General features: G+C 66.1%; 25 protein-coding genes. 10 read left to right on the top strand and 15 right to left on the bottom strand.

What is annotated here, in order from left to right:
- Positions 1–2: 2 nt before the first annotated feature.
- From N4T19_RS15215 to N4T19_RS15195, 5 genes are read right to left on the bottom strand one after another with little or no spacing between them, the layout of a single operon-like run.
- On the bottom strand, positions 3–1,148 hold the full coding sequence (locus N4T19_RS15215; RefSeq protein ID WP_182344070.1) for an ABC transporter substrate-binding protein: 1,146 nt from the start codon (positions 1,146–1,148) through the stop codon (positions 3–5).
- On the bottom strand, positions 1,145–2,170 hold the full coding sequence (locus tag N4T19_RS15210) for a sulfotransferase family protein (protein ID WP_182344068.1): 1,026 nt from the start codon (positions 2,168–2,170) through the stop codon (positions 1,145–1,147). The genes N4T19_RS15215 and N4T19_RS15210 overlap by 4 nt, the downstream gene beginning before the upstream one ends.
- Positions 2,158–3,012 (bottom strand): aspartyl/asparaginyl beta-hydroxylase domain-containing protein, encoded by an 855-nt coding sequence (locus tag N4T19_RS15205; protein ID WP_116926764.1) that lies wholly within the window; start codon positions 3,010–3,012, stop codon positions 2,158–2,160. Before N4T19_RS15205 ends, N4T19_RS15210 begins: the two co-directional genes overlap by 13 nt.
- Positions 3,009–3,971: a collagen-like domain-containing protein gene (locus N4T19_RS23275; RefSeq protein WP_133248176.1), complete on the bottom strand. Its 963-nt coding sequence runs from the start codon at positions 3,969–3,971 to the stop codon at positions 3,009–3,011. Before N4T19_RS23275 ends, N4T19_RS15205 begins: the two co-directional genes overlap by 4 nt.
- Positions 3,968–4,606 (bottom strand): hypothetical protein, encoded by a 639-nt coding sequence (locus N4T19_RS15195; RefSeq protein ID WP_260718453.1) that lies wholly within the window; start codon positions 4,604–4,606, stop codon positions 3,968–3,970. Before N4T19_RS15195 ends, N4T19_RS23275 begins: the two co-directional genes overlap by 4 nt.
- 238 nt (positions 4,607–4,844) lie before the next feature.
- Between N4T19_RS15195 and N4T19_RS15190 the strand changes: the two genes are divergently transcribed.
- Entirely contained in the window at positions 4,845–5,702 is an 858-nt protein-coding gene (locus N4T19_RS15190) for a M48 family metallopeptidase (protein ID WP_116926766.1), read from the top strand.
- Positions 5,703–5,722: 20 nt separating this feature from the next.
- Here N4T19_RS15190 and N4T19_RS15185 read toward each other — a convergent pair whose 3' ends face one another.
- Together N4T19_RS15185 and N4T19_RS15180 are read right to left on the bottom strand one after the other, a co-directional pair.
- The gene (locus N4T19_RS15185) at positions 5,723–6,022 is read right to left on the bottom strand and encodes a DUF2218 domain-containing protein (protein WP_232539474.1); all 300 of its coding nucleotides are present in this window, start codon (positions 6,020–6,022) and stop codon (positions 5,723–5,725) included.
- A gap of 5 nt (positions 6,023–6,027) precedes the next feature.
- Entirely contained in the window at positions 6,028–7,053 is a 1,026-nt protein-coding gene (locus N4T19_RS15180; RefSeq protein ID WP_116926767.1) for an alpha/beta hydrolase, read from the bottom strand.
- A 162-nt stretch (positions 7,054–7,215) separates the two neighbouring features.
- On the opposite strand from N4T19_RS15180, the gene N4T19_RS15175 reads away from it, so the two are divergent.
- Both N4T19_RS15175 and N4T19_RS15170 read left to right on the top strand, forming a co-directional pair.
- Entirely contained in the window at positions 7,216–8,139 is a 924-nt protein-coding gene (locus N4T19_RS15175) for a helix-turn-helix transcriptional regulator (RefSeq protein ID WP_232539473.1), read from the top strand.
- A 152-nt stretch (positions 8,140–8,291) separates the two neighbouring features.
- Entirely contained in the window at positions 8,292–10,601 is a 2,310-nt protein-coding gene (locus N4T19_RS15170) for a TonB-dependent siderophore receptor (protein ID WP_260718452.1), read from the top strand.
- Positions 10,602–10,668: 67 nt separating this feature from the next.
- Here the strand turns inward: N4T19_RS15170 and N4T19_RS15165 are convergent, their stop codons facing one another.
- Positions 10,669–11,307, bottom strand: a complete 639-nt coding sequence (locus N4T19_RS15165) for an MBL fold metallo-hydrolase (protein WP_260718451.1) — start codon at positions 11,305–11,307, stop codon at positions 10,669–10,671.
- A 190-nt stretch (positions 11,308–11,497) separates the two neighbouring features.
- On the opposite strand from N4T19_RS15165, the gene N4T19_RS15160 reads away from it, so the two are divergent.
- From N4T19_RS15160 to pntB, 4 genes are all read left to right on the top strand, one after another.
- Positions 11,498–12,334 (top strand): AraC family transcriptional regulator, encoded by an 837-nt coding sequence (locus tag N4T19_RS15160; protein WP_260718450.1) that lies wholly within the window; start codon positions 11,498–11,500, stop codon positions 12,332–12,334.
- Between the two features lie 80 nt (positions 12,335–12,414).
- Positions 12,415–12,840, top strand: a complete 426-nt coding sequence (locus tag N4T19_RS15155) for a cupin domain-containing protein (RefSeq protein WP_182344058.1) — start codon at positions 12,415–12,417, stop codon at positions 12,838–12,840.
- Between the two features lie 171 nt (positions 12,841–13,011).
- Positions 13,012–14,673: a Re/Si-specific NAD(P)(+) transhydrogenase subunit alpha gene (locus N4T19_RS15150; RefSeq protein ID WP_260718449.1), complete on the top strand. Its 1,662-nt coding sequence runs from the start codon at positions 13,012–13,014 to the stop codon at positions 14,671–14,673.
- Between the two features lie 19 nt (positions 14,674–14,692).
- Positions 14,693–16,102 carry a Re/Si-specific NAD(P)(+) transhydrogenase subunit beta gene (pntB, locus tag N4T19_RS15145; protein WP_182344054.1) on the top strand — a complete coding sequence of 470 codons (1,410 nt, stop codon included), beginning with the start codon at positions 14,693–14,695 and terminating at the stop codon, positions 16,100–16,102.
- Between the two features lie 6 nt (positions 16,103–16,108).
- Here pntB and N4T19_RS15140 read toward each other — a convergent pair whose 3' ends face one another.
- Together N4T19_RS15140 and N4T19_RS15135 are read right to left on the bottom strand one after the other, a co-directional pair.
- Positions 16,109–16,696 (bottom strand): hypothetical protein, encoded by a 588-nt coding sequence (locus N4T19_RS15140; RefSeq protein WP_116926776.1) that lies wholly within the window; start codon positions 16,694–16,696, stop codon positions 16,109–16,111.
- A gap of 62 nt (positions 16,697–16,758) precedes the next feature.
- Positions 16,759–17,562, bottom strand: coding sequence for an exodeoxyribonuclease III (locus N4T19_RS15135; protein WP_182345519.1), 804 nt, complete (start codon positions 17,560–17,562; stop codon positions 16,759–16,761).
- Positions 17,563–17,572: 10 nt separating this feature from the next.
- Here N4T19_RS15135 and pyrE point away from each other — a divergent pair, with 10 nt between their 5' ends.
- The 3 genes from pyrE to N4T19_RS15120 are packed head-to-tail and all read left to right on the top strand — an operon-like array spanning position 17,573 to position 19,590.
- Entirely contained in the window at positions 17,573–18,271 is a 699-nt protein-coding gene (gene pyrE / locus N4T19_RS15130) for an orotate phosphoribosyltransferase (RefSeq protein ID WP_021026826.1), read from the top strand.
- A 19-nt stretch (positions 18,272–18,290) separates the two neighbouring features.
- Positions 18,291–18,953 (top strand): DUF4124 domain-containing protein, encoded by a 663-nt coding sequence (locus N4T19_RS15125; RefSeq protein ID WP_260718448.1) that lies wholly within the window; start codon positions 18,291–18,293, stop codon positions 18,951–18,953.
- Positions 18,954–18,969: 16 nt separating this feature from the next.
- Positions 18,970–19,590 carry a DNA-3-methyladenine glycosylase I gene (locus N4T19_RS15120; protein WP_260718447.1) on the top strand — a complete coding sequence of 207 codons (621 nt, stop codon included), beginning with the start codon at positions 18,970–18,972 and terminating at the stop codon, positions 19,588–19,590.
- A gap of 11 nt (positions 19,591–19,601) precedes the next feature.
- On the opposite strand, the gene N4T19_RS15115 is transcribed toward N4T19_RS15120, so the two are convergent.
- The 5 genes from N4T19_RS15115 to N4T19_RS15095 form a co-directional block, all read right to left on the bottom strand.
- Positions 19,602–20,135, bottom strand: coding sequence for a GNAT family N-acetyltransferase (locus tag N4T19_RS15115; RefSeq protein WP_116926779.1), 534 nt, complete (start codon positions 20,133–20,135; stop codon positions 19,602–19,604).
- Between the two features lie 67 nt (positions 20,136–20,202).
- A complete protein-coding gene (locus N4T19_RS15110) occupies positions 20,203–20,433 on the bottom strand; it encodes a hypothetical protein (RefSeq protein WP_021026822.1) in 231 nt (76 codons plus the stop codon).
- A 95-nt stretch (positions 20,434–20,528) separates the two neighbouring features.
- Positions 20,529–20,891 (bottom strand): hypothetical protein, encoded by a 363-nt coding sequence (locus N4T19_RS15105; RefSeq protein WP_116926780.1) that lies wholly within the window; start codon positions 20,889–20,891, stop codon positions 20,529–20,531.
- Positions 20,892–20,905: 14 nt separating this feature from the next.
- Positions 20,906–21,478, bottom strand: a complete 573-nt coding sequence (locus N4T19_RS15100; RefSeq protein ID WP_133248181.1) for a hypothetical protein — start codon at positions 21,476–21,478, stop codon at positions 20,906–20,908.
- A gap of 69 nt (positions 21,479–21,547) precedes the next feature.
- On the bottom strand, positions 21,548–22,678 hold the full coding sequence (locus N4T19_RS15095; protein WP_116926782.1) for an alkene reductase: 1,131 nt from the start codon (positions 22,676–22,678) through the stop codon (positions 21,548–21,550).
- Between the last annotated feature and the right edge of the window lie 218 nt (positions 22,679–22,896).

Here is a 22,896-nt window from a genome sequence, read left to right as displayed (position 1 = left end):
TGTTAGGTTTGCAGATAGCCATTGAGCCATCCACTGATAAGCGGGGTGGCTGGGCGGTTGAATACGTGGTTGGTTGAGGTCGTTATGCGCGAACTAACCGCGCGCGGGCCCTGCAGCACCGGCATCATCCAAGCCTCGTGCAACGCAGAAGCAGAAGGGCCTTGCGTACTTTGGTCGAGGGCAGCCGCAATGCTGTAACCCGCCTCGGCACCCATCAGGGCAGCAGCGGTCCAAGGCAATCCAACCCGCTCAAAACGTTGCTTCCAAACCGGCTGAGCCTGTGCAGCGCTGGGCCATGCACCGGCGGTAACGGCATTGCCGCCGGTATGCACATCCGCCAGCCAAGGCAAGCCAGCCAGTCCCCAAGCGCCTTGCGACTGGGCGTGAGCCTGCCACCAGCGGCCAAAGCGGGCCAACTGCGGACCAGAGTACAAGGCCACAACGGCATCAGGCCGGTGGCTGAAAACGGCAGTGCGCAAGCCGTCAAATTCCGCGCTCTGCGGCCCAAACTCGCCCACATGGCGAGCAACCACCCGCCCCCCCAGCGCACGGTAGGCATGCTCGAAACTATAGACAAAGTCATAGCCCCCTTCCATCTGCCCAACAGCCAGCACGGCCCGAGGGCCTAGCTGTTGGTAGACGGCCTGCGCCAGCTGCGCGGCGCTGCCGCACAGATCCAGGCTATGGCGCACGACAGCCTGGGGCTGGCCGGGCTCGGCGGCGGCAGGCAGATCGGCGCCGGTATCGCTGGCCCACAGGGGCAGGCCCAGGGGCTGGGCATGGGCAGCGACCTGGGCTTCGACGGCGGGCGGCATCCAACCGACAACACCATGCAGCTGGGGCCGCTGATCGATCGCCGCCGTGATGCTGCGGGCGGCGCGGTTGGGGGTGGGTGGGGCTTCCACCCAGTGCAGCTGTACAGCAACGTCAGGCCGCTGGGCCAGGCCCAGCTCCAGGCCTCGGCGGTAGTCCGATCCCAGATCGGCCACCTTGTGCGACTGGGGAGCGACGGCCAGCAGTTGCCAGGCCTTGGAGGTTTGCCGGGCCGGGGCACTGGGCGCCAGCGCCTGCGCTGCGCTCCAGCCACCGGTCGTGCTGACGGCCACGCTGGTGGAGGCGAGGAAATGGCGTCTTGGAATCATGGTCATATAGCGGCCTCGGAGAGAGTCTCTGCGCGGTCATGGGCTTCGCACCGGGCCCGCAATTGCTGGTAATGGGTGGCCATCCATTGCTCGGCCAGCGCGCGCAATGCAGCGTTGGCCTTGGCATGTTTGTTGTCTGTGTCCTGGGCAAAGGGCTCATGCGGCCGTTTGCCGTGGCGCGACAAACGCTCGCGCAGCGCTTGCATGGCTTTTGCATCAGGTTGCCAGGACAGCCGTGGCAGAACCAGTTGCTCAATGGCCTCGGGCAGCTGGGCATGGTCCAGCACCAGCGCTTGCGCCGGATCGGCGACGCGTGCCATGTCCGCATAAATGCGGCCCAGCATGCGGGCGCAGTACTGCTCGGGCGGCATCGTGGCCTGCTCCAGCAGGCTCAGGCCCGGCAGGCCGAATGTGGGGCCAAAGGCACCGGGCACCAGGTAAAAGGCGCGTTCCTGCATTTGCGACACCAGCACCGCCAGCGGCTCGCGCGTCAGGAACACCGGCAAGGCCTCGGGCCAGGCCTGCATCAGCAGCGGGGCCTGGCCGGTGTTCCAGGCGTCGATCTTGAGGCTGGCCGATTGCAGTGCCGGGCTGGCCGCGTCGCTGCGCTGGGCCCAGGCGCTCATCCAGGCGCGCAAGGCAGCGATGGCTTGCGCGGGGCTGAGCCAGCCGTTGACCAGCGCTTCGCGCAGCAGGAAATCGACGGGAGGCGGCTCGGACATCGCCAGGTGGTGGGCACTTTCGGCCAGGGCCTGGGGGAACAGGGTGGAGCCGCAGCGCGAGACATGGAAGACCAGCAAGCAGGGTGCCATGCCCGGCGACTGCGCGTGCCAAGCCAGCAGCACCTCCAGCGGTGTCTGGCGGCGAAACGCCTGGTTGAACGGGGTGCCCAGCAGCGGCTTGAGGCTCTCTTGGTAGAACGGTGCGCGCAGCGGCGCATCGCCCAGGCGCGCCCAGTCCACCATGACCTGGGCCCCATCCCAGTACAGCCGAACGGGCCGCCAGCCCCGGAGTGTCAGAGCATCCATTGGGCATTCCAGGCGCGGCGCCCGGCCTTCATCGCCGATTCCACATCGGAGGCATCAAACACCAGCCCCTGGGCCTGGCCCAGCGCGATGCTGCGGGCGCTCAGACTGGCCAGATCCGGGCAGCCGGCCAGCGCATCGGCCAGAGATTCTTGCACAAACACGGCCTGGCGAAACTGCGCAAAGGCCAGCCAGGGGTCGCCGTCATCGGTAGCAGGCTCGCCCTGGTCACCGGCTGCAAAGGCCTGTGCCAGGCGCTCGTCGACCAGCACATCGGCCACCAGGTGGATGCGCGCCTTGCCGCTGCGGTTGCGCACGCGGTGGGGCAGGGAGACATCGGTGTACCAGCATTCGCCCACGCGCATGGGCACGCGCTGGCCACCCAGGTGGAAAAACACCTTCTCTTCGGTTTGCAAGGGGATGTGCAGCCGGGCATCGCCCTCGGCGGCACAGAGGCCCGCGTCGGTGTGTTCCATGATTTCGCTGTCGGGCTGCAGGCGCATCAGGCGCACCGATTTGCACTGCAGGTCCAGGCTGCGCAACAGCTCGGCAATGGCCGGGCAGGCCTGCAGCGCTTCGCAGTCGGTATAGGCGTCCACGTCTGCATCCATCGGCATGATGTCCGATGGTGCCTGGGCAGACGCCCGCAAGGCCAGCGCCTGCCAGCCGCCGTCATGCCGGCCCTGGTTGAAATGCATGCGCCACAGCGATTCAGGCAACTGCTGGGCTTGCTGCAAGGCGGCCGCTACCTCCAGGCGCCAGGGCAGGCGCATGGTGGTGATGCCCTGCAGGCGCAGACCCTGACGGGGCTGGGCTGGTGGGCAGGGAGCGGCTGCTAGGGTCATGGGACGGCGGGAGCGACCGGAGCGCAGAGCGCGTAGGCTGTGCAGCTCAAGGAGCCATCACCCACGAAAGAGTTGAGCACGCGTACCGTCCAGCCTTGCGTGCCGCCACAGCTGGCAGGCGTGCCTGGTGCACTGGCCGAGACGCGCACATCAAAGTTCGCATTGCCACCCTTGGCATTGGCCGCTTCGTAGCCGCCACCCACCACTTGTTCGTTTGCGGCGCAGCAGGCCGAAGCCTGGCAGAGTTCACCTGATTTGGTGTCGGAGCGCAGATTGACCGCAGCAATGGAGCCTGGCGCACCTGTTGCACCGGTAGGGCCGATGGGGCCCTGGGGACCGGTCGCACCGGTGAGGCCAACGGGGCCTGGAATGCCTTGTGGTCCAGTGGGGCCTTGTGGGCCAACCGCGCCTGCAGGGCCTGTGGAGCCCGTGGCGCCAGTCGCACCCACGGGACCGACTGGGCCGGCGGGGCCTGCGTTACCCGTGGGGCCGACCGGGCCAACGGGGCCTGCTACACCGGTCGTGCCAGTGGGGCCTGCAGGGCCTGTGGCGCCTGCGGGACCCACTGCGCCTGCAGGGCCAATTTCACCGGCAGGGCCGGCAGGGCCAGCGGGGCCGGTGGCACCCACCGGGCCAGCGGCACCTTGAGGGCCCGTGGGGCCAGCAGGGCCCGTCGCCCCGGTGCCAATGCCGTCGGCGCAGCGCAGCAGGCGGCCCGTGGCGGGGTCCATACACAGCTGCTCGGTACCGGTGGCCGGCGCGGAAGGCAGCGGCGGGGCATAGGTCTCGCCAGTTCCCTGCACCCGGAACAGATCCTGGTTGGCCTGGCCCTTGATGACAAAGCCCGAGCCCGCCGCCGGCTTGAAGCTGGTATCGGCGGACCAAGCGGCGCTGGCAACCAGGGCCATGATGCCGCCGGCCAGCCAACGGCTGTGGAAGAAGGAGGTGACGAGGTTCATGGCTGGGTTCTCAGAAAAGAGCGGATGCGGGCGGAGCGCAAGGCGCCCCAAGACAGAAGCGAAAGCAGCAGCGCGAGGCTGGCCGTCCAGCCCAGGCCGGAGACTGGCACGGCGACGGGCGCGGTGCTGGGCGGTGGGCCGACATAGACATTGACCAGATTCACGTTTTGCTGGGTGACTTGTGCGCCGGGGCCCAGCGTGAAGGTCGCCGGTTGGCCGGCAGCGGTGGTGATCTGCAGCGGCTGGCCTGGCTGGCCCTGCAGCACCAGGCTGCCGGTGACCACGATATTGGCGCCGTTGGGCAGCACAAAGCTCTGGCCACTGCTGGAGCTGAGGGTGAGGTTGGCCACGGTGGTGACGCCGGTGACCGTGATGCTGGCCCCGGGGGCGGCGCAGGAGCCGTCAAACACCATGGCGCTGGCTGCGGCGTTCAAGCTGCCCTGGTTGCGGAAATCAGAACCCAGTTGGATGCTGCCCTGGGCATCGAGCACGCCACCCGCTTCAATGAGGAAGGCACCGGCATTTTGCAAGCTGCCCCCATCCAGGGAGTAAGTGCCTGCAATCGTGACAGATTCACAGCCCAGATCCTGGCTGCCTCCGCCCAGGCTCCCTTCAGAGCCGGCGGGGATTTCCATCTGCGCCTGTGCGGCGGAGGCGAAGCCGACCGCGAGGCACGCGGCGGCAAGAAGACGCAGGTAAGGCATGGGCGGCCCGCTTTGCTTGGAAGCAAAATGTAATAAGGTGTCGATTTGTACCAGAGCCCACCATTGTTTGCAATTTATTTGTTAAATATGTTCATCGATGTACCAAGCGAAATCGTATATGGGGCTAAAAATGCTGTGCAATCATCGCTCTTTAATGATTGGAACTGGAATGCCTGATCTACCCCATCCCTCACCACTGTTCAGCTGCGCCTGCCAAGGGCGCCGTGCCTGGCTGCAGGCCCTGGTGGCCGGAGCTGTGGTGGCCAGTGCTGGCGGGACGGGCACGGCCTGGGCGCAGGTGGAGGTGGGCAAGTCGTCGGCGCTGCGCAACCTGGTGCCGGCCGAAGCGCTGGAGCAGGCGGCACAGCAGCAGTACGGGGAGCTGCTGGCGCAGGCCAAGCAGCAGGGCGCATTGGCGGGGCCGGGCAATGCCCAGCTGCAGCGCCTGCAGACGATTGCCCAGCGCCTGATTGCACAGGCCCTGCCCTGGAACCCGCGCGCCAAGGACTGGAAGTGGCAGGTGAACCTGATCGGCAACAAGCAGATCAACGCCTTTTGCATGCCTGGCGGCAAGATCGTGTTCTACACCGGGCTCATTGACCAGCTCCAGCTCAGCGACGACGAGATTGCGATGGTGATGGGCCATGAGATGGCGCATGCGCTGCGCGAGCACTCGCGCGAGCAGCTGGCCAAGACCCAGGCCACTGGCTTGGGCATCCGCCTGGGTGCGGCGATTTTGGGTCTGGGCGATATGGGCACCGCTGCGGCCAACCTGGGCGGCCAGCTGCTTACGCTCAAGTTCAGCCGCTCCGATGAGTCCGACGCCGATCTGGTGGGGCTGGAGATCGCTGCGCGTGCCGGCTATGCACCGCAGGCCGCCGTCAGCTTGTGGGAGAAGATGGGCGCTGCCACCGGCAAGGGCGGCATCGGCTTTTTGTCGACCCACCCGACCGGGCCCAACCGCATTGCCAGCCTGCAGGCCAATGTGCCCAAGGTGCAAGGCCTCTACGAGCAGGCCAAGCGCTAAACGTCAAGCCTAAGACGACCTTACACCCAGGCCACCACCATCGGGTTCTTGCGCGAGAACAGCGCCACATGCGCGTCGATCGCATGGCGCACCCTGGCCAGTGCCTCGGCATTGTCAGCGCTGCAGACAAAGGACAGCATGTCGCCCTCGGCCCGCAGGCTGCAGTGGCCCCAGGGGAACTGGGCCTCACCCTGGTGGCTGTCGTACTGCACGCTGATCTTGCGGCTGAAGTGGTAACACAGGCGCTGCAGATAGCGGCTGGCCTCCGGGGTGGCGACCTGGCCTTGGCTGGAGAGGATGGGTAATGTGGACACAGGCATGGCGCTCAGTCCTCGATCGCCATTGCCAGCGCCTGCTGGGCCGCTGGCAGCATGGCGCTGCCGTGGTCGGCGCCGGGAAAGCTGGCATAGCGCAACTCCAGGTCCGGCGCGCCGCGCAGGCCCTCCATCAGCGCGGGGATGCCCGGGGCGTTCTGGCGCTGGCGCCGTATGGCGTCGCGGGCCGGGTCGCTGGCGGGGGGGGATGGCGCGGGCCGAGATGCCTGCGTGGATGGCGCCACAGGCCTCGCTTCGCGCTCGCCTTGCGTGACCAGCAGCCGCAGCGCCGGCGCATCCTTCGCCTGGCTGGCGGCATGCGCCAAGAATCCGGGCAAGGCCTGCAGCACCAAGCCATCGCGCCACCAGATCGAGGGGCTGGCGGCGACATAGCGGCCAAATCTGCCCGGCCGCGTCAGCAGCGCGTGCAGCACACAGAGGCCGCCGTACGAGTGGCCAAAAAAGGTCTGGCGCGCCGTGTCGATCGGCAAGCTCCCCTCCACCAGCGGGCGCACCTGCTGGTCGATGAAGTCGAGGAAATGGTCGGCACCGCCTTCGGCGCGTCCGCGCGCATCGGTAGCCGGGCCGGGGGCCGGCGGCGTGTAGTCATAGCTGCGCGCAGCAAGGTCCAGCACCTGGCTGTCGGCATAGCCCAGGCCAACGACCACGGCGCCTTGCGTGGGCACCGAGGGCCCGCGCGCAAAACGGTTGCGCATCAGCTGCGCGGTGGGCGTGAACAGCAGGTTGCCGTCAAGCAGATAGAGCACCGGGTAGCCCTGGGGCGGTGGTGGCGCGGGCGGCACGGCCACCATGATGCGGTGCACGCGCTCGGGCGCGCCCGGGCCCGGCATGCCGGGGGCGCGCAGGTCCAGCTGCCGCGTGCCGGGCAGGGTGACCGGTGGCGCGTCCTTCAGGCTGCTGTGCCAGGCGCAGCCGGGCAGCGCGAGCGCAGCGCCCAGGCCCAGCAAACGGCGCCGGGTTATATCGGCCAGTTGGGCCAAGGGCAGGGTGGGAAGAGGGGGCAGGGCGAGTTGCATAGGGGCTGGGCTTGCGGCAAATCAACCATGGGCTTGAGAATGATTTGCATTAAGAAATTATCATGGCAAGCATGGCACAAACCCGCTTGGCCCATGTTTGCTGCAGCAAGAAAGATGTTTGCGCATGCTGGGCTCCTTCAACACGCTCTACCGGCCTGGCCTGTGCGCGCCGCTGATTCCGCGATCAACGCCGAGGCGGAGCTGCGCGCGCATGTCTCGCGGCTGCGCGAGCTGCGCCCTGGCCTGAACCTGCACAGCGAAGACGGCTGCGACCCGCGCGACCAGACCGCGCAGGCCGATATCGATGCCGGGCTGCGCCTGGTGGTGTTGCTCGAAGGGCGTATCGATGTCTCTTACGGCCTGACCCGGGTGGCGCTGAGCCACCAAGGCGCAGGCGCCAGCGCCGCGCTGGTGTCGGTGGCCGAGCGCGAGCGCTTTGAGCGGCGGGCGCGCTCGGGCGTGTACTCGCGCCGCGTCAGCCTGGGGCTCACCCCTGCCTGGCTGGCCCAGGCTGGTGGTGGCGATGGGGCCGGCTGGCCCGATCTGCAGCGCTTCATGCACGAGCACCTGGCCACGCGCCAGTGGCAGCTGTCGCCGCGCGCTGCGGTGATTGCCGAGCAGATCGTGCACCCGCCCGGCTTGACTCCCCTGCTGCAGCACATGTACCTGGAGAGCCATGCGCTGGAGCTCTTGGGCGAGGCGCTGGCCACCGTGGGCGATTGCGAGGCCGCAGCGGCGGGCGGCAGTGCGGCGAGATTGCTGCCGCGCGAACACCAGCGGCTGCGCGAGTTGCATGCGTTTCTCGCCTCGGGCCAGGCCGATGCACTGTCGATGGATGCGATTGCGCGCCAGGCAGGCGTCAATGCCAGCACCTTGCAGCGCCAGTTCCGCAGCGTCTACGGCACCACGGTGTTTGAGTTTTTGCGCGAATGCCGGCTGCAGCGCGCCCGCCAGGCGCTGGAGCGCGATGGCATCACCGTGGGCCAGGCCGCGCTGCTGGCCGGCTACACCAGCGCCGCCAACTTTGCCACCGCCTACCGCCGGCGCTTTGGCCTGGCGCCCAAGCTGGCGCGGGTACGGGTTTAATCACTCGCCTTCCGGCTTTTAGCCTTGCTGCATGCCTGTGCTGCCGCTGGCGCAAACATCTTTGTTGGCCGCGCAAACCACGAGTCACCCCTGCAATGGAAGAATTCGATATTCGGTAATGAAAATCATTTGTCTTTCAAAAAAGGGGTGGTATGGCGATCCAGGCAGGGGAACAGGGGTGGCGTTTGCGCGCCGTGGCAGCGGCGGTGGCGGTGCTGGGCATGCAGGCAGGGGCCCAGGCGCAAACACAGGCTGCAGCGCAAGCGCCGTCGGAGCAGGATCCGACCTTGGCGACGGTGCAGGTGCTGGGCACGGCAGAAAGCGCCTGGAAGCAGGCGCCGGGCGTCTCGACCGTCACGCGCGAGGACCTGGACAGCCAGCCGAGCAATGACCTCGCCGATGTGCTGCGCCAGCAGCCCGGTGTGAACCTGACCAGCAACTCCAGCAGCGGCCAGCGCGGCAACAACCGCCAGATCGACCTGCGCGGCATGGGGCCGGAAAACACCTTGATCCTGGTCGATGGCAAGCCCGTCAACAGCCGCGGATCGGTGCGCTACGGCTGGCGCGGCGAGCGCGACACGCGGGGCGACATGAACTGGGTGCCGCAAGAGGCCGTCGAGCAGATCGAGGTGCTGCGCGGCCCCGCCGCTGCCCGCTACGGCAATGGGGCGGCTGGCGGCGTGGTCAACATCATCACCAAGGGCATCCCCGACAAGCTGAGCGGCAGCGCCACCGTGTACTACAACCAGCCAGAGGATTCGCGCGACGGCAGCAGCAGCCGCACCAGCTTTTCGCTCGCCGGGCCGATCTCCGAGCAGCTGGGCTTTCGCCTGAGCGGCAATGTCGACAAGACCGATGCGGACGCCTGGGACATCAACCAGGGCCATGCCTCGACCCGCACCGGCATTTATGCCGGCACCTTCCCGGCCGGCCGCGAAGGCGTGCGCGACCGCAACCTCTCGGGGCGCCTGAGCCTCAAGCCCGCAGCGGGCCACCGCATCGACTTCGATGCCAGCTTTGCGCGCCAGGGCAATATCTACGCGGGCGATACGCAAAACACCAACAACTACACGGTCGATGCGAATGGCAAGCTGGTGGCCACCTCGCAGCGCGTGCTCGATGCGCTGGGCACCGAGACCAACCGCATGTACCGCTCGACCTATGCCGTCACGCACAAGGGCGAGTACGACTTTGGCAGCTCCACCGCCTACCTGCAGTACGAAACCACGCGCAACACGCGCATGAACGAAGGCCTGGCCGGCGGTACCGAAGGCCTGTTCTCCAGCGATGCCTATGGCACCTCCAAGCTCGACATCCTGACCGCCCATGGCGAGATCAGCGCCCGAGGCCAATGGGGCAGCCTGCCCCATGTGATGACCCTGGGCGCCGAGTGGGTGGAGCAAAAGCTCAACGACAGCAACTCCGTCTCGCAAACCACGACCGAGGCCGGCAGCGTGCCGGGGGTGGACAACACCGGCCGCAGCGGCAAGATCTCCTCGCGCATTGCCTCGCTCTTTGTCGAAGACAACATCGAGCTCAATGCCAGAACCCTGCTGACCCCCGGCCTGCGCCTGGACCAGCACAGCGAGGTGGGCACCAACTGGAGCCCGTCGCTCAACCTGTCGCACTACCTGACGGACAAGGTCACGTTGAAGGCCGGTGTGGCGCGGGCCTACAAGGCGCCCAATCTGTACCAGACGAACCCCAACTACCTGCTCTACAGCCGTGGCATTGGTTGCTGGGGCGCGGGTGGGGCCTGCTATCTGATGGGCAATGCCGACCTCAAGCCCGAGACCAGCATCAACAAGGAGCTGGGCATCGAGTATGCCGACGAGGGCCTGCTGGCGGGCGTGACCCTGTTCCACAACGACTACCGCAACAAGATCGATGCGGGCATGACCCCGGTGGGCACCGCGACCGGCGGCACCGGCGCCTATGCCAATGCCGATGTGTTCACCTGGACCAATATCCCCAAGGCAGTGGTCTCTGGTGTGGAGGGTACGTTCAACGTCAAGCTCAGCCCCGCAGTGCGCCTGAGCAACAACCTCACGTACATGGTGCAGAGCAAGAACAAGACCACCGGCGAGCAGCTGTCCATCATCCCCAAGTACACGCTCAATTCACGCATGGAGTGGCAGACCACCAACGCCTTGCAACTGCTCGGCTCGGTCACCTGGTACGGCGGCCAAAAGCCCAACAAGCTCGACTACCAGGGCCTGCCGCTGACCGGCGAGGAAACCCGCCGCCTGGCCCCCTATGCGCTGGTGGGCGTGGGCGCGCGCTACAGCTTCAGCAAGGATGTCACCCTGACCGCCGGCATCAAGAACCTGTTTGACAAGCGGCTCTACCGCATGGGCAATGCCGTGGGCGTGAACAACCCGCGCACCATCTACGGCGCAGGGGCCGCCACCTACAACGAGCCCGGTCGCTCGTTCTACGCCTCGCTGACCGCCAAGTTCTGATCGGCGCCCATGCAAAATAGGCCAGCGGCATGCCGCTGGCCTTTGGCGTTAAAACCTGAACCCCGGATCAGGTCCCACCCACATAAGGATTGCTTTGGCGCTCGCGGCCAAAGCTGCTCTCGGGGCCATGGCCGGGGATGAACACCGTTGCATCGCCCATGGGCCATAGTCGCTGGGTGATGGAGTCGATCAGCTGCTGGTGGTTGCCCTGGGGGAAATCGGTGCGGCCAATGCTGCCGGCAAACAGCACATCGCCAACAAAGCAGCGCGTGATCTGCGGCGCATGGAAGACCACATGGCCGGGGGTGTGGCCGGGGCAATGGCGCACCTGCACGGTCTCCTGCCCGATGCTGACCGTATCGCCATCCTGCAGCCAGCGCGTAGGTGTAAAGCTTTGCGCGGGTGGAAAGCCGAACATCTGGCTTTGCTGGGGCAGGCCATCGATCCAGAACTGGTCGCCCGGGTGCGGGCCAATGATCGGCAGGCCGCGCTGCGCGGCCAGCTCGCCGGCGCCACCGGCATGGTCGATATGCGCATGGGTGAGCCAGATGGCCTGGAGCTGCAGACCCAGGCGCGCGATCTCTGCCTCGATCCGATCCAGATCGCCACCGGGATCGATGACGGCGGCCTCCATCTGCTGGTCGCACCAGACCAGGGAGCAGTTTTGCTGAAACGCGGTGACGGGAATCGTGTGGTAGTGGAGCATGGTTCAAATCGGTGCCTGCGGCAACGCGCAGGGCTGGCGGATGCGGGGCGCAATCTGGCTATTGTGCGGCAAGCTGTGGTGGGCTTGGGGCTGGGCGGGGTTCGGAGCCGCAAGTGGCGGGCGCCGATTGGGGGATGGTTTGTAGAATCAGCACTTCGCCCCCTGCTTTCACCACCTGTCTGGACTCTTGATGCCCCGCCCCCCTGCCTTGCCACGTTCGGATTGGGTGCTGCGCAGCCCGCCTTCCGACAGCATGGAGCGCATCGAGGCCTGGTTCCATGGCCGGGCCTACGCGATGCACCGCCACGACACCTATGCGATAGGGCGCACCCTGGCGGGCGTGCAGAGCTTTCACTACCGGCGCGGGCGGCGCGACAGCCTGGCCGGCAGCACCCTGGTGCTCCATCCCGACGAGGCGCATGACGGGCAGGCCGGCACGGACGAGGGCTTTCGCTACCGCATGGTCTATGTGGAGCCTGCGCTGATCCAGGACATTCTGGGCGGCAGCGCGCTGCCATTTCTGGAGGGCGGCATCACCAACGACCCGGCGATATCGGCCGCTGCTGAGGTCCTGCTGCAAGGCGTGGGGGATATTGCCGAGCCGCTGGAGCAAAGCGATGCGCTGGTGCAGCTGGCCCATGCGCTGGCCGCTGCCACCGGCGGGCCGGGCACACGGCGCGCCAAAGCCAAGGGCGACTACCAGGCCGCGCGCCGTGCGCGTGACTACCTGCTGGCCCATGCCAGCAGCGGGGTGGCACTAGATGCGCTGGAAGCGGCCACCGGCCGCGACCGCTGGAGCCTGTCGCATGATTTCCGCATGTTCTACGGCACCAGCCCCTACCGCTACCTCACCATGCGCCGGCTCGATGCCGTGCGGCGCGGGCTGCTGGCGGGCCTGTCGCTGGCCGATGCTGCCCAGGATGCCGGCTTTGCCGACCAAAGCCATATGACGCGGCATTTTCTCAAGACCTTTGGCATCACGCCAGGGCGCTGGCTACAGGTCATGCGCCAGGCATCGCGCCGCTGAACGCTTCCCCACAAACGTTCAATACTTTTGGGCGGTGCATTCTTAAGCTGGCTGCTGTTTTCAACACTTACAGCACCACCATGTCAGCACCTACCGAAACAGCTCCCACTCCAAGCCACCGTGGCCAAGGCCAGTCCATCGATCTGCAAGGCAAGATCGCATTGCTGCAGGGCCACTGGCAGCCGCGCGTGGTGGCAGAGATGAACGACTACCAGTTCAAGGTCGTCAAGATCGCTGGCGAATTTCTCTGGCACCAGCACCGCGACACCGATGAGACCTTTATCGTCCTCGATGGCCAGCTGCGCATCGACCTGCGCGACGCCAGCGGTGACATCCGCGCCATCCACCTGCAGGCCGGCCAAATGGCTGTTATCCCCCAGGGTATAGAGCACAAACCCTTTGCACAGGAAGAGGTTCAGCTGCTGCTGATCGAGCCGCGTGGGGTGGCGAATACGGGGGATGGCGAGGCGGGCGCGCGCACGGTGGCGAATGGTCTCTGGATCTGATCGCGGCCCAGCCATGGTCATGACTCGCATAGTAGATATGCAAGGCCCTAGGCAAAAATGCGCGTAGCCCAAATGGCTGCCCCGTGATACAAGGGGTTCAGCGCTGCAGCCATCGCCGGGCATACCGGCGCTCTGCAAGCCCGTTGATCCCTGAACCAGGAGCGCGCATCCATGTCCAGCATCTCACCGCCCACCGCGCCTGCGCCGCAGGCCGCGGCGTCTCCGCCCCAGTGTATCGGTGTGCCGCACGAGATATTTCCCGGTGAAAAGCGTGTCGCCACTGTGCCTGCGGTGGTCGACAAGCTGGTCAAGCTGGGCTTTCGTGTCAGTGTGGCGGCTGGCGCTGGCGAGGCGGCCAGTTTTGGCGACGAGGCCTACCGCGCGGCGGGCGCCCAGGTGCTGCCCAGTGCGGCGATCTGGGCAGGGGCTGACATTCTCTTCAAAGTGCGGCCCCCGACGCCTGAAGAGGTGGAATGGATGCATGCCGGCCAGATCCTGGTCGGCTTTGTCTGGCCCGCGCAAAACCCCGCGCTGATGGCGCAGCTGGCAGCCAAGGGGCTGACCGTGCTGGCCATGGATGCGCTGCCGCGCACCCTGAGCCGCGCGCAGAAGATGGATGCGCTGACCTCGATGGCGGGCGTCAGCGGCTACCGGGCGGTGGTCGAGGCTGCCCATGCCTTTGGGCGTTTTTTCAACGGGCAGATCACGGCGGCGGGCAAGGTGCCGCCTGCGCAGGTGTTTATTGCGGGAGCAGGGGTGGCCGGCCTGTCGGCGATTGGCACGGCGGTCAGCCTGGGCGCGGTGGTGCGCGCCAACGATACGCGGGCCGAGGCGGCCGACCAGGTGCTGTCGCTGGGCGGCACCTTTGTGCCGGTGGACTATGCCGAAGAAGGCGGTGGTGGCGGCGGCTACGCCAAGGTGATGAGCGAGGGCTTTCAGGCCGCGCAGCGCCAGATGTATGCGCAGCAGGCGGCATGGGCCGACATCATCATTACCACGGCCCTGATCCCCGGCAAGCCGGCGCCGCGCTTGATCACTGCCGAGATGGTGCAGGCGATGAAGCCCGGCAGCGTGATTGTGGACATGGCCGCCGAGCAGGGCGGCAACTGTGCGCTGACGGTGCCCGGCGAGGCCGTGGTGCGCCACGGCGTGACGATTGTGGGCTACACCGACCTGGCCTCGCGCCTGGCGGCGCAGTCCTCCACCTTGTATGCCAACAACCTGCTGCGCTTGACCGAGGAGCTGTGCAAGGCCAAGGATGGGCATGCGCTGGTCAACATGGAGGACGATGCGATCCGGGGCCTGACGGTGGTGTACCAGGGCAGCATCAGCTGGCCCGCGCCTGCGCTGGCGGCCGCACCCGTGGCCAAACCGGCAGCGGCTACTGCGGGAGCTGCGGGCACGGCAGCAGCCAGCCCGGCGGCTGCCAAAAAACGCGGCCACGGCCATGGCGCCGGCAGCCCCTTGCCGGCACGCACCCTGGCGATCCTCTTTGCAGTGCTGGCGCTGCTCTTCTGGCTCATTGGCGCCCATGCGCCTGCGGCCTTCCTGGGGCATCTGACGGTGTTTGTGCTGGCCTGCTTTATTGGCTACATGGTCGTCTGGAACGTGACGCCCGCGCTGCACACGCCGCTGATGAGCGTGACCAATGCGATCTCCAGCATCATCGCCATTGGCGCGCTGGTGCAGATGGCGCCGCCGGGCCTGGTGGGCACGGACCGGCCGGGGCTGCTGATCGGCGCACTGGCCTTTGTGGCGCTGGTGCTCACGGCGATCAATATGTTTGGTGGTTTTGCGGTCACGCGCCGCATGCTGGCCATGTTCCACAAATAGGCCACCGAGGTAGAACTGCATGACCGAAAGCCTTGCCACCGTCGCCTACCTGGGCGCTGCCATCTTGTTCATCCTCAGCCTGGGCGGGCTGTCACACCCCGAGACCGCGCGGCGCGGCAATCTGCTGGGCATGCTGGGCATGGGCCTGGCGGTGCTGGCGACCATTTTTGGCCCGCGCGTCTCGCAGTCCGGCGTCGTGGCCATTGTGGTTGCGCTGGTGCTGGGCGGCGGCATCGGCCTGTATGCTGCCAAGCGGGTCAAGATGACCCAGATGCCCGAGCTGGTGGCGCTGATGCACAGCCTCGTCGGCCTGGCCGCCTGCCTGGTGGGTTTTGCCAGCTATGTCGATACCTCGCACCCGCTGCAAGGCGCCGAGAAGGCCATCCATGCGGCCGAGATCTATATCGGCATTCTCATTGGCGCGGTCACGTTCTCGGGCTCGCTGGTGGCCTTTGGCAAGCTCAATGGCCGCATTGGTGGCAAGCCGCTGTTGCTGCCGGGCCGGCACCTGCTCAATCTGCTGGGGCTGGTGGTGGTGGTCGCGCTGGGCTGCTGGTTTGTGCAGAGCGCATCGCTGGGCCTGGGCATGCTGGCGCTGCTGGTGATGACCGCCATCGCGCTGCTGTTTGGCCTGCACATGGTGATGGCCATTGGCGGTGCTGACATGCCGGTGGTGGTGTCCATGCTCAACAGCTATTCGGGCTGGGCCGCAGCGGCCACGGGCTTCATGCTGGGCAATGACCTGCTGATCGTCACCGGCGCGCTGGTGGGCTCGTCCGGGGCGATCCTGAGCTACATCATGTGCCAGGCGATGAACCGCAGCTTTATCAGCGTCATCGCTGGCGGCTTTGGCAGTGGCGCGCCCACGTCCGCGGGCCAGGCAGGTGCGGCGCCCCAGGGTGAGGTGGTGGCGGTGACGGCGGCCGAAACCGCCGAGATGCTGCGTGAGGCCAAGCGCGTGGTCATTGTGCCGGGCTATGGCATGGCAGTCGCCCAGGCCCAGCACACCGTCAACGAGATCACCCGCACGCTGCGCGAGCGCGGCGTCGAGGTGCGCTTTGCGATCCACCCTGTGGCCGGCCGCATGCCCGGCCACATGAATGTGCTGCTGGCCGAGGCCAAGCTGCCCTATGACATCGTGCTGGAGATGGACGAGATCAACGACGACTTTCCCGACACCGATGTGGCGATGGTCATTGGCGCCAACGACATCGTGAACCCGGCCGCGCAGGACGACCCCACAAGCCCCATTGCCGGCATGCCGGTGCTGGAGGTCTGGAAGGCGCGCCAGTCGATCGTGATGAAGCGCTCGATGGCGACCGGTTACGCGGGCGTGGACAACCCGCTTTTCTACAAGGACAACAACCGCATGCTGTTTGGCGATGCCAAGCAGATGCTCGATGAGGTGCTGGCGACGCTCAAAAGCTGAGCGCTCTTACCATTCGAAGGCGGAGTCACTCTTGGGAAAGCGCTCGACCGGGCACTCGCCGCTGCGCGCATAGCGGTCGGCATAGTTGAAGCGGTAGGCCATCTCGCTGCCATTGCGGCAGGGCAGGCCGCCATACAGCCGGGCATAGGTCGCGCGCGCGCCACTGCTGCTGCGGTAGGTGTCTTCGCCCTTGAAGACCAGCTTGCCGTCCTTGTGCTGGATGCGCAGGGTGCCGTACGAGGCGTTATTGGGCGTCTCGTAATCGACCAGCATGTCCGCGCCCTGCTGGCCCAGCTGCGAGATGATCAGAAAGTTGGCGCGCTGCTCGGCCACCAGCTGCTCCCGGCTCAGCACCCGCATCGTGGCGGTGGACTGCAGCCGGGGTGCCAGTGCCAGGGCCTTGCCTTCGAGCACGATGATGGCGGCGGTATTGTCTGGTGAATCCCGCGTAGGCCCTGCCAGCAGCACCTTGGACAGGCGCTGGGCCAGCGCCTCCACCAGCTCCTGCGTGCTGTAGTCGGAGGCATTCTTGGCGCAGGCGGCCGTGCTGGCCAGCAGACAGGCCAGAAGAACAGGTACTGCGGTCATGCGCATGGAAGGCTCCCGAAGGGCGGTTGCAGCTCCCGGGACGGAGGCCGCAGGGACTGGGCGATGGGTTACAGCTGGAAGTCGTAATCGATGGTAATCGGGGCGTGGTCCGAGAACTTCACATCCTTGTAGATATGCTCCTTGCGGGCCAGCGCGGCAATCGCGGGCGTGGCCAGGTGGTAGTCCAGGCGCCATCCCACGTTGTTGGCATAGGCCTGGCCCCGGTTGCTCCACCAGGTGTAGCAGGCATCGGTGGTATCGGGCTGCAGCACGCGGTACACATCGACCAGGCCGCCGGTCTCGGTCTCTTTCTCCAGCAGCTGGGTCATCCAGCTGCGCTCTTCGGGCAGAAAGCCGCTGTTTTTCTGGTTGCTGCGCCAGTTCTTGATGTCGGCATTGGTGTGGGCAATGTTCACGTCGCCGCAGAGAATGAAGTCGCGCTCGGCGCGCAGGCGCATCAGGTGGGGGTGCAGCTCGGCCAGAAAGCGGTACTTGGCGGCCTGGCGGATCTCGCCGGAGCTGCCGCTGGGGAAGTAGCAGCTGATGATGGAGAGCTTGCGCGTGGGCGTGTCAAAGCGCAGCTCCACATAGCGGCCTTCGGCGTCGAACTCGTTGGGCGAAAAGCCGATCACCACATCGCTGGGCGCATGGCGGGTATAGATGCCCACGCCCGAGTAGCCTTTTTTCTCGGCAAACTGGAAATACCCGTTCATCTCATCGATGACGTCGAACTTGTCCAGCATATCCGCTTGCTGTGCCTTGATTTCCTGCACACAAATACAATCGGGCCGGGTTGTCTCAATCCAGGGGATCACGCCCTTGGTGGCAGCGGAGCGGATGCCGTTGAGGTTGAGGCTGGTTAATTTGAACAAGGATTGGGTCATGGTCGTTAGTCTCCCACAGTCAGGCGCGGATGCGCAGCTGGCGCAGGATTTTGTAGAGTTTGCCGTGGACGCGGGCGTGCTGCGCTTTGGGCAGTTCACCACCAAGGCCGGCCGCATCAGCCCGTATTTCTTCAATGCGGGCCTGTTCGATGACGGCGCCAAGATGGCGCGGCTGTCCGAATTCTATGCAAAAGCAATTCTGGCCAGCGGTGTGGCATTCGACATGGTGTTCGGCCCGGCCTACAAGGGCATTCCGCTGGCTGCGACCGTGGCCGTGGAGCTGGCGCGCCAGGGCAAGAACGTGCCCTTTGCCTATAACCGCAAAGAGGCCAAGGACCACGGCGAAGGCGGCAGCCTGGTGGGTGCGCCCCTCAAGGGCCGCGTGCTGATCATTGACGATGTGATGTCGGCCGGCACCGCCGCGCGCGAATCGATTGCGCTGATCCAGGGCGCGGGCGCCATCCCCCACGCCATGGCCATTGCATTGGACAGACAGGAAAAAGCCACTGAGAATGGCAAGGATGTGGCGCATAGTGCGGTGCAATATGTGCGTGACCAGCTGGGCATGCAGGTCTGCACCATCGCCAAGCTGGAGGACCTGCTGGCCTTTCTGGCCCAGGGTGCGGCCGCCGATTCGATGCGTGAACACCACAGTCAGGTGCTGGCGTACCGGGAACGTTATGGCGTTGGCAATTGATTATTAGAATTCGATAGTTTTGAATGATAAGGATCTGACGATGCGCAAGGACCGGTGTGCCGCTGCTTGGGCCATGGCGATGCTGATGCTCGCTGGCGCCAGCCATGCCCAAAAGTCCCCGTCTACGACCATGGTCTACAGCTGCGTCGATGCGGGCGGGCGCCGCCTGACGGCGGACCGGCCCATTGCCGCCTGCGCGGACCGTGAGCAGCAGGTCACGATGCCCGGCGGTGCGGTACGCACGGTCGGGCCTGCTTACTCCGAGCGCGAGCGCGCCGAGCAGGCCGCCCAGCAGCGCCGTGAGGCCGAAGAGCGCTACCGCGCCAATGACGGCAAGCGCCGCGAGCGGGCACTGGCGACCCGCTTCCCCAGCAAGGCCGCGCATGACGCCGAACGCGCTGAAGCCGTCGACGTGCTGCGCGCCCAGATCCGCATCGTGCAGGAGCGCCGCAGCTTCTTGCTGGAAGACCGCAAGAAGATCGACCAGGACATGGAGTTCTACAAGAAGGACCCGAGCAAGGCGCCCGCCCCGCTGCAGGCGCGCCTCGATGGCAACCGCCGTGACTTCAAGGAAGTGGACGAGCAGATCGCCACGATCAACGACGAGATCAAGGCCACCAATCTGCGCTTTGACGAAGAGGCCCAAAGCCTCAAACCCTACTGGAGCCCGGCTGCCAAGTAGCCGTGCGCACGCCCCCATGCCTCTTGACTCCCTCGCCCCAGGCCTGGCGCTGGCCGACGACCAGCGCGCGCGCTGCAGCTGGTGCATGGCCTCGCCCCTCTACCAGCACTACCATGACCATGAATGGGGCTTCCCCGTGCATGACGACCGCCGGCTGTTCGAGAAGATCTGCCTCGAAGGCTTTCAGGCGGGCCTGAGCTGGCTGACGATTCTGAACAAGCGCGCGTCATTCAGAGCCGCCTTTGCACAGTTTGATGCCCTGCAGGTGGCGCAGTTTGGCGCCGACGATGTGCAGCGCCTGCTGGCCGATGCCGGCATTGTGCGCCACCGGGGCAAGATCGAGGCGGTGATCAACAATGCCCAGCGCCTGGCCGAAGTGCAGCGCGAGTTCGGCAGTTTTGACGCCTACCTGTGGCGCTTTGCGCCAGCACCCGCCAGCCGCCCCGAGCGCATCACGCTGGAGGCCGTGCGCCAGATGGGTGTGCCGCCCGAGGCGGTCGCCCTGTCCAAGGACCTGAAAAAACGCGGCTGGAAGTTTGTCGGCCCGACCACGGTCTATGCCTTCATGCAGGCCATGGGCATGGTCAATGACCATCTGCACGGCTGCCATGTGCGCGATGGCCAGCCGGCGGGCTGAGCGCTGTTGCGCTACAGCGCAGCCAGTTCGCTGACCAGCAGCGAATAGCGCTGCAGCGATACATACGCTCCATCGCGCTTGCTGCAGTCGCGCAGCAGGCCTTCGTGGCAAAAGCCCAGGCGGTCCAGCAGCCGGGTCGATGCCGCATTGCCAGGCTCCACATAGGCCACCACGCTGTGCAAGTCCAGACGCGCAAAGGCGCTGGGCAGCCACTGGCGCAGCGCCTGGTCCATCCAACCCTGGCCCCAGTGGTCGGGCAGCAGCCAGTAGCCCAGATCGGCGCTGTCGGCTTCGTCGTCATGGTCGTAGAGGCCGACGGCCGCGATGACGGCGCCATCGAGCAGCACCGCCTGCCACCAGCCGCTGCCCTCACTGGCGACGGACGCATACCAATCGAGTTGCTCCTGCGCAATCGCGCGGGCATCGCTGTGCTCTGTTTCCAGCCCGTAGAACGCGGTCAGCCGCGCATCACCCATCGCATGGGCGACGACGAACAGGTCGGCGGGGGAGAAATCGCGGAAATGGAGGCGTTCGGGCTGCAGCATGGTGCAAGCCTAGCACCGCTGGGCGGCGGTGCTGTACGATAGGGAAGAGGGGGAGGTGAAACAGCCGTTAAGCCGCTACATGCCAGCGGGCGGGCTGGTGGCTGCCAACGGTCTGTATGCCCAGCAGCGCCGCGTTGCGCTGCAATACGGCTTCAAACTGTGCGCCGCTGGCGCCGATCTGCTCGGCAGCGCCATCCCAGTAGTCGTCGGCAATCTGGGCGGCCGTGAAGTCGCGGTGCGTGAACTTCTGCACAATATTGCGCAGCTTGTCGAGGTTGATGCTGTCGATATCGGTCATGGCAAGCCTCCAACTCAGATGTAAACACCAGTGTCGCGCAAATGGGGCGGCTGTCAATCGGCAATCGCCACCAAACCGGTGCTTTGAACAGGTTCTTAGCCGCGCATGGCCGCTGTGCTGCGCAGCAGGCGCTGCACCAGGAGCGCGCCCACCCAGGCAATGCCGCCAATCCACAGCGGCACCAGCACATAGCTGGGTGCGCGGGCCCACTGGCCCAGTTCGTCCAGCTCCCTCAGCGGCCACAAGGCCAGCGCCAAGCCGCAGGCCCACCAGGCCAGCGCCAACAGCGCAAAGGCCCAGGGCAGCCAGGCGGGGCCGCCACCTGCTGCGCGCTGCCGGGTGGGGCGGTTTTGCACAAACATCCACAGCACGGCGGCGAGCACCAGCAGCAAGGACAGGCCCAGGGCCACCGGCCACCACAGGGCCAGCGGCAAAAAGGCCAGAGTCAGCGAATCCATGGCAGGCCCGGCCTTTATTCCTTGTTGCAGAGCATGGAGTCAGCCAGGCTGCCCACGGTCACGCGCAGGTTCTTGCCCTTGTGGGCCTGCACCGCCCAGGTGTCGCTCAAATCTTCGGGCACCAGATCCTTGTCTTGCATCAGCTCGGGCTTCTTGTGCTCGGAGCGGTCCTGCTTGACCACCTCGGGCACGATCATCGTGATGGTGCTGCCGTCCATGCGCCACTGGCCCGTGCCTTGCAGCACAAAGCGGTATTGCTGGTCGGTGCTGGGCATGTCATAGACCAAAAAGGCCTGCGAGCGCAGGCTGTGGTCGGGGTTGAACTGGTTGGTATAGGTAAAGCTGGCGCTGTCCTTGCCCATGCTGATCTGGAACTGGCATTCCCAGACGCCGGCCAGGTCGGCTTCGCTGATGCTGGCCGCCGCAGGTGACGGGGCCTGCGGTGCCGGTTTGTCTGCGGGAGCCTGCTGGGGCGCACGTGGCGCCGGTTGGGCCTCTTTTTTGGAGGGCCAGAGGCTGGAGCAGGCGGCCAGGCCGGGGACCAGCAGCAGACAGAACGTGGTGCGGAAGAGGGGAGTCAATGGCATCTGCGCACTCTACCAAAATCCGGTAAAGCCGCGGCCCGGGCCTTTGTAGGCCCAGGCCGTTCAAGGCGCTTAGCCGGCGAGGGTGGGGTAGTCGGTATAGCCCTTCTCGCCGCCGCCATAGTAGGTGCTGCTGTCGCCGGTGTTCAGCGCCGCGCCGCTACGCAGGCGCTCGACCAGGTCGGGGTTGGCAATGTAGGGCCGGCCAAAGGCGACGATATCGGCCTGGCCGCTGGCTACGGCTTGCTCGGCCAGCGCACGGTCATAGCCGTTGTTCACCATCCAGGCGGCCTTGCCGCCGGCGCGGCGGTATTCCGCCTTGAAGGCCTCGTAGTCGAAGGGACGGCCTTCGACTTCACGCGGGCCGCCGGTGGCGCCTTCGATCACATGGATATAGGCCAGGCCCAGCGGCGCCAGCTGGTGGGCCAGGTAGGTGAACAGGCTCTGGGGATCGGCGTCGTCGATGCCATTGGCGGGGGTGACGGGCGAGAGCCGGATGCCGACCTTGCCACGGCCGACCGCGTCGATCACCGCGCGGGTGACTTCCAAGGTCAGGCGGGCGCGGTTTTCGATCGAGCCGCCGTAGTCGTCGCGGCGCGCATTGGCGCCGGTCTTCAAGAACTGGTCGAGCAGGTAGCCGTTGGCGCCGTGGATCTCGACGCCATCGAAGCCGGCGGTCTTGACCGCATTGCGGGCGGCCGCAGCAAAGCTGTGCACGATGCCGGGGATCTCCTCGGCATCCAGCGCGCGCGGCTCGGAGGTCGGCTCGAAGCGGCCTTCGCCGGTGGCCGGGTCGATCAGGTAGGTCTTTGTCTTGGCAGTGATGGCCGAGGGCGCCACGGGGGCCTGCTGGTCCGGCTGCAGCAGGCGGTGCGAGACACGGCCCACATGCCACAGCTGGCAGACGATCTTGCCGCCCTTGGCATGCACCGCGCTGGTGACCTTGCTCCAGCCATCGAGCTGGTCCTGCTCGTACAGGCCGGGCACATCGGCATAACCCTGGCCCTGGTGGCTGATGGCGGTAGCCTCGGTGATCAGCAGCCCGGCGCTGGCGCGCTGGGCATAGTAGGTGGCTGCCATCGGCTGGGGAACGGCCTTGGGCGAACGGTTGCGCGTCAACGGGGCCATCGCAATGCGGTTGGCCAGGGCCAGATCACCCACCTGCACAGGTTCAAACAGGTTATGGGTTGCGGTGCTTGTCATACAAAACTCCTGGTGGTTGTGTCACAAAATCACCCGCTTTTTGTACCACGCAGCCCCGCCCTTTGCAGGCCAGGGTTGAAGCCCGGGCGCTGTCAGCGAAGGCCTTGGATTCTTAAATACCCAACAAATCAAAGGTTTGCTGTGGGGCGGCGGGCAAGCTGGCGCAGGTGATTGGGCGCCAGCCCTGCTGCGATACAACCTAGGGTCAACCCGACAAC

It is taken from the genome of Comamonas squillarum, assembly GCF_025309455.1.
Taxonomy (GTDB): domain Bacteria; phylum Pseudomonadota; class Gammaproteobacteria; order Burkholderiales; family Burkholderiaceae_C; genus Comamonas; species Comamonas squillarum.
This window is presented reverse-complemented; position numbering and strand designations above follow the sequence as displayed.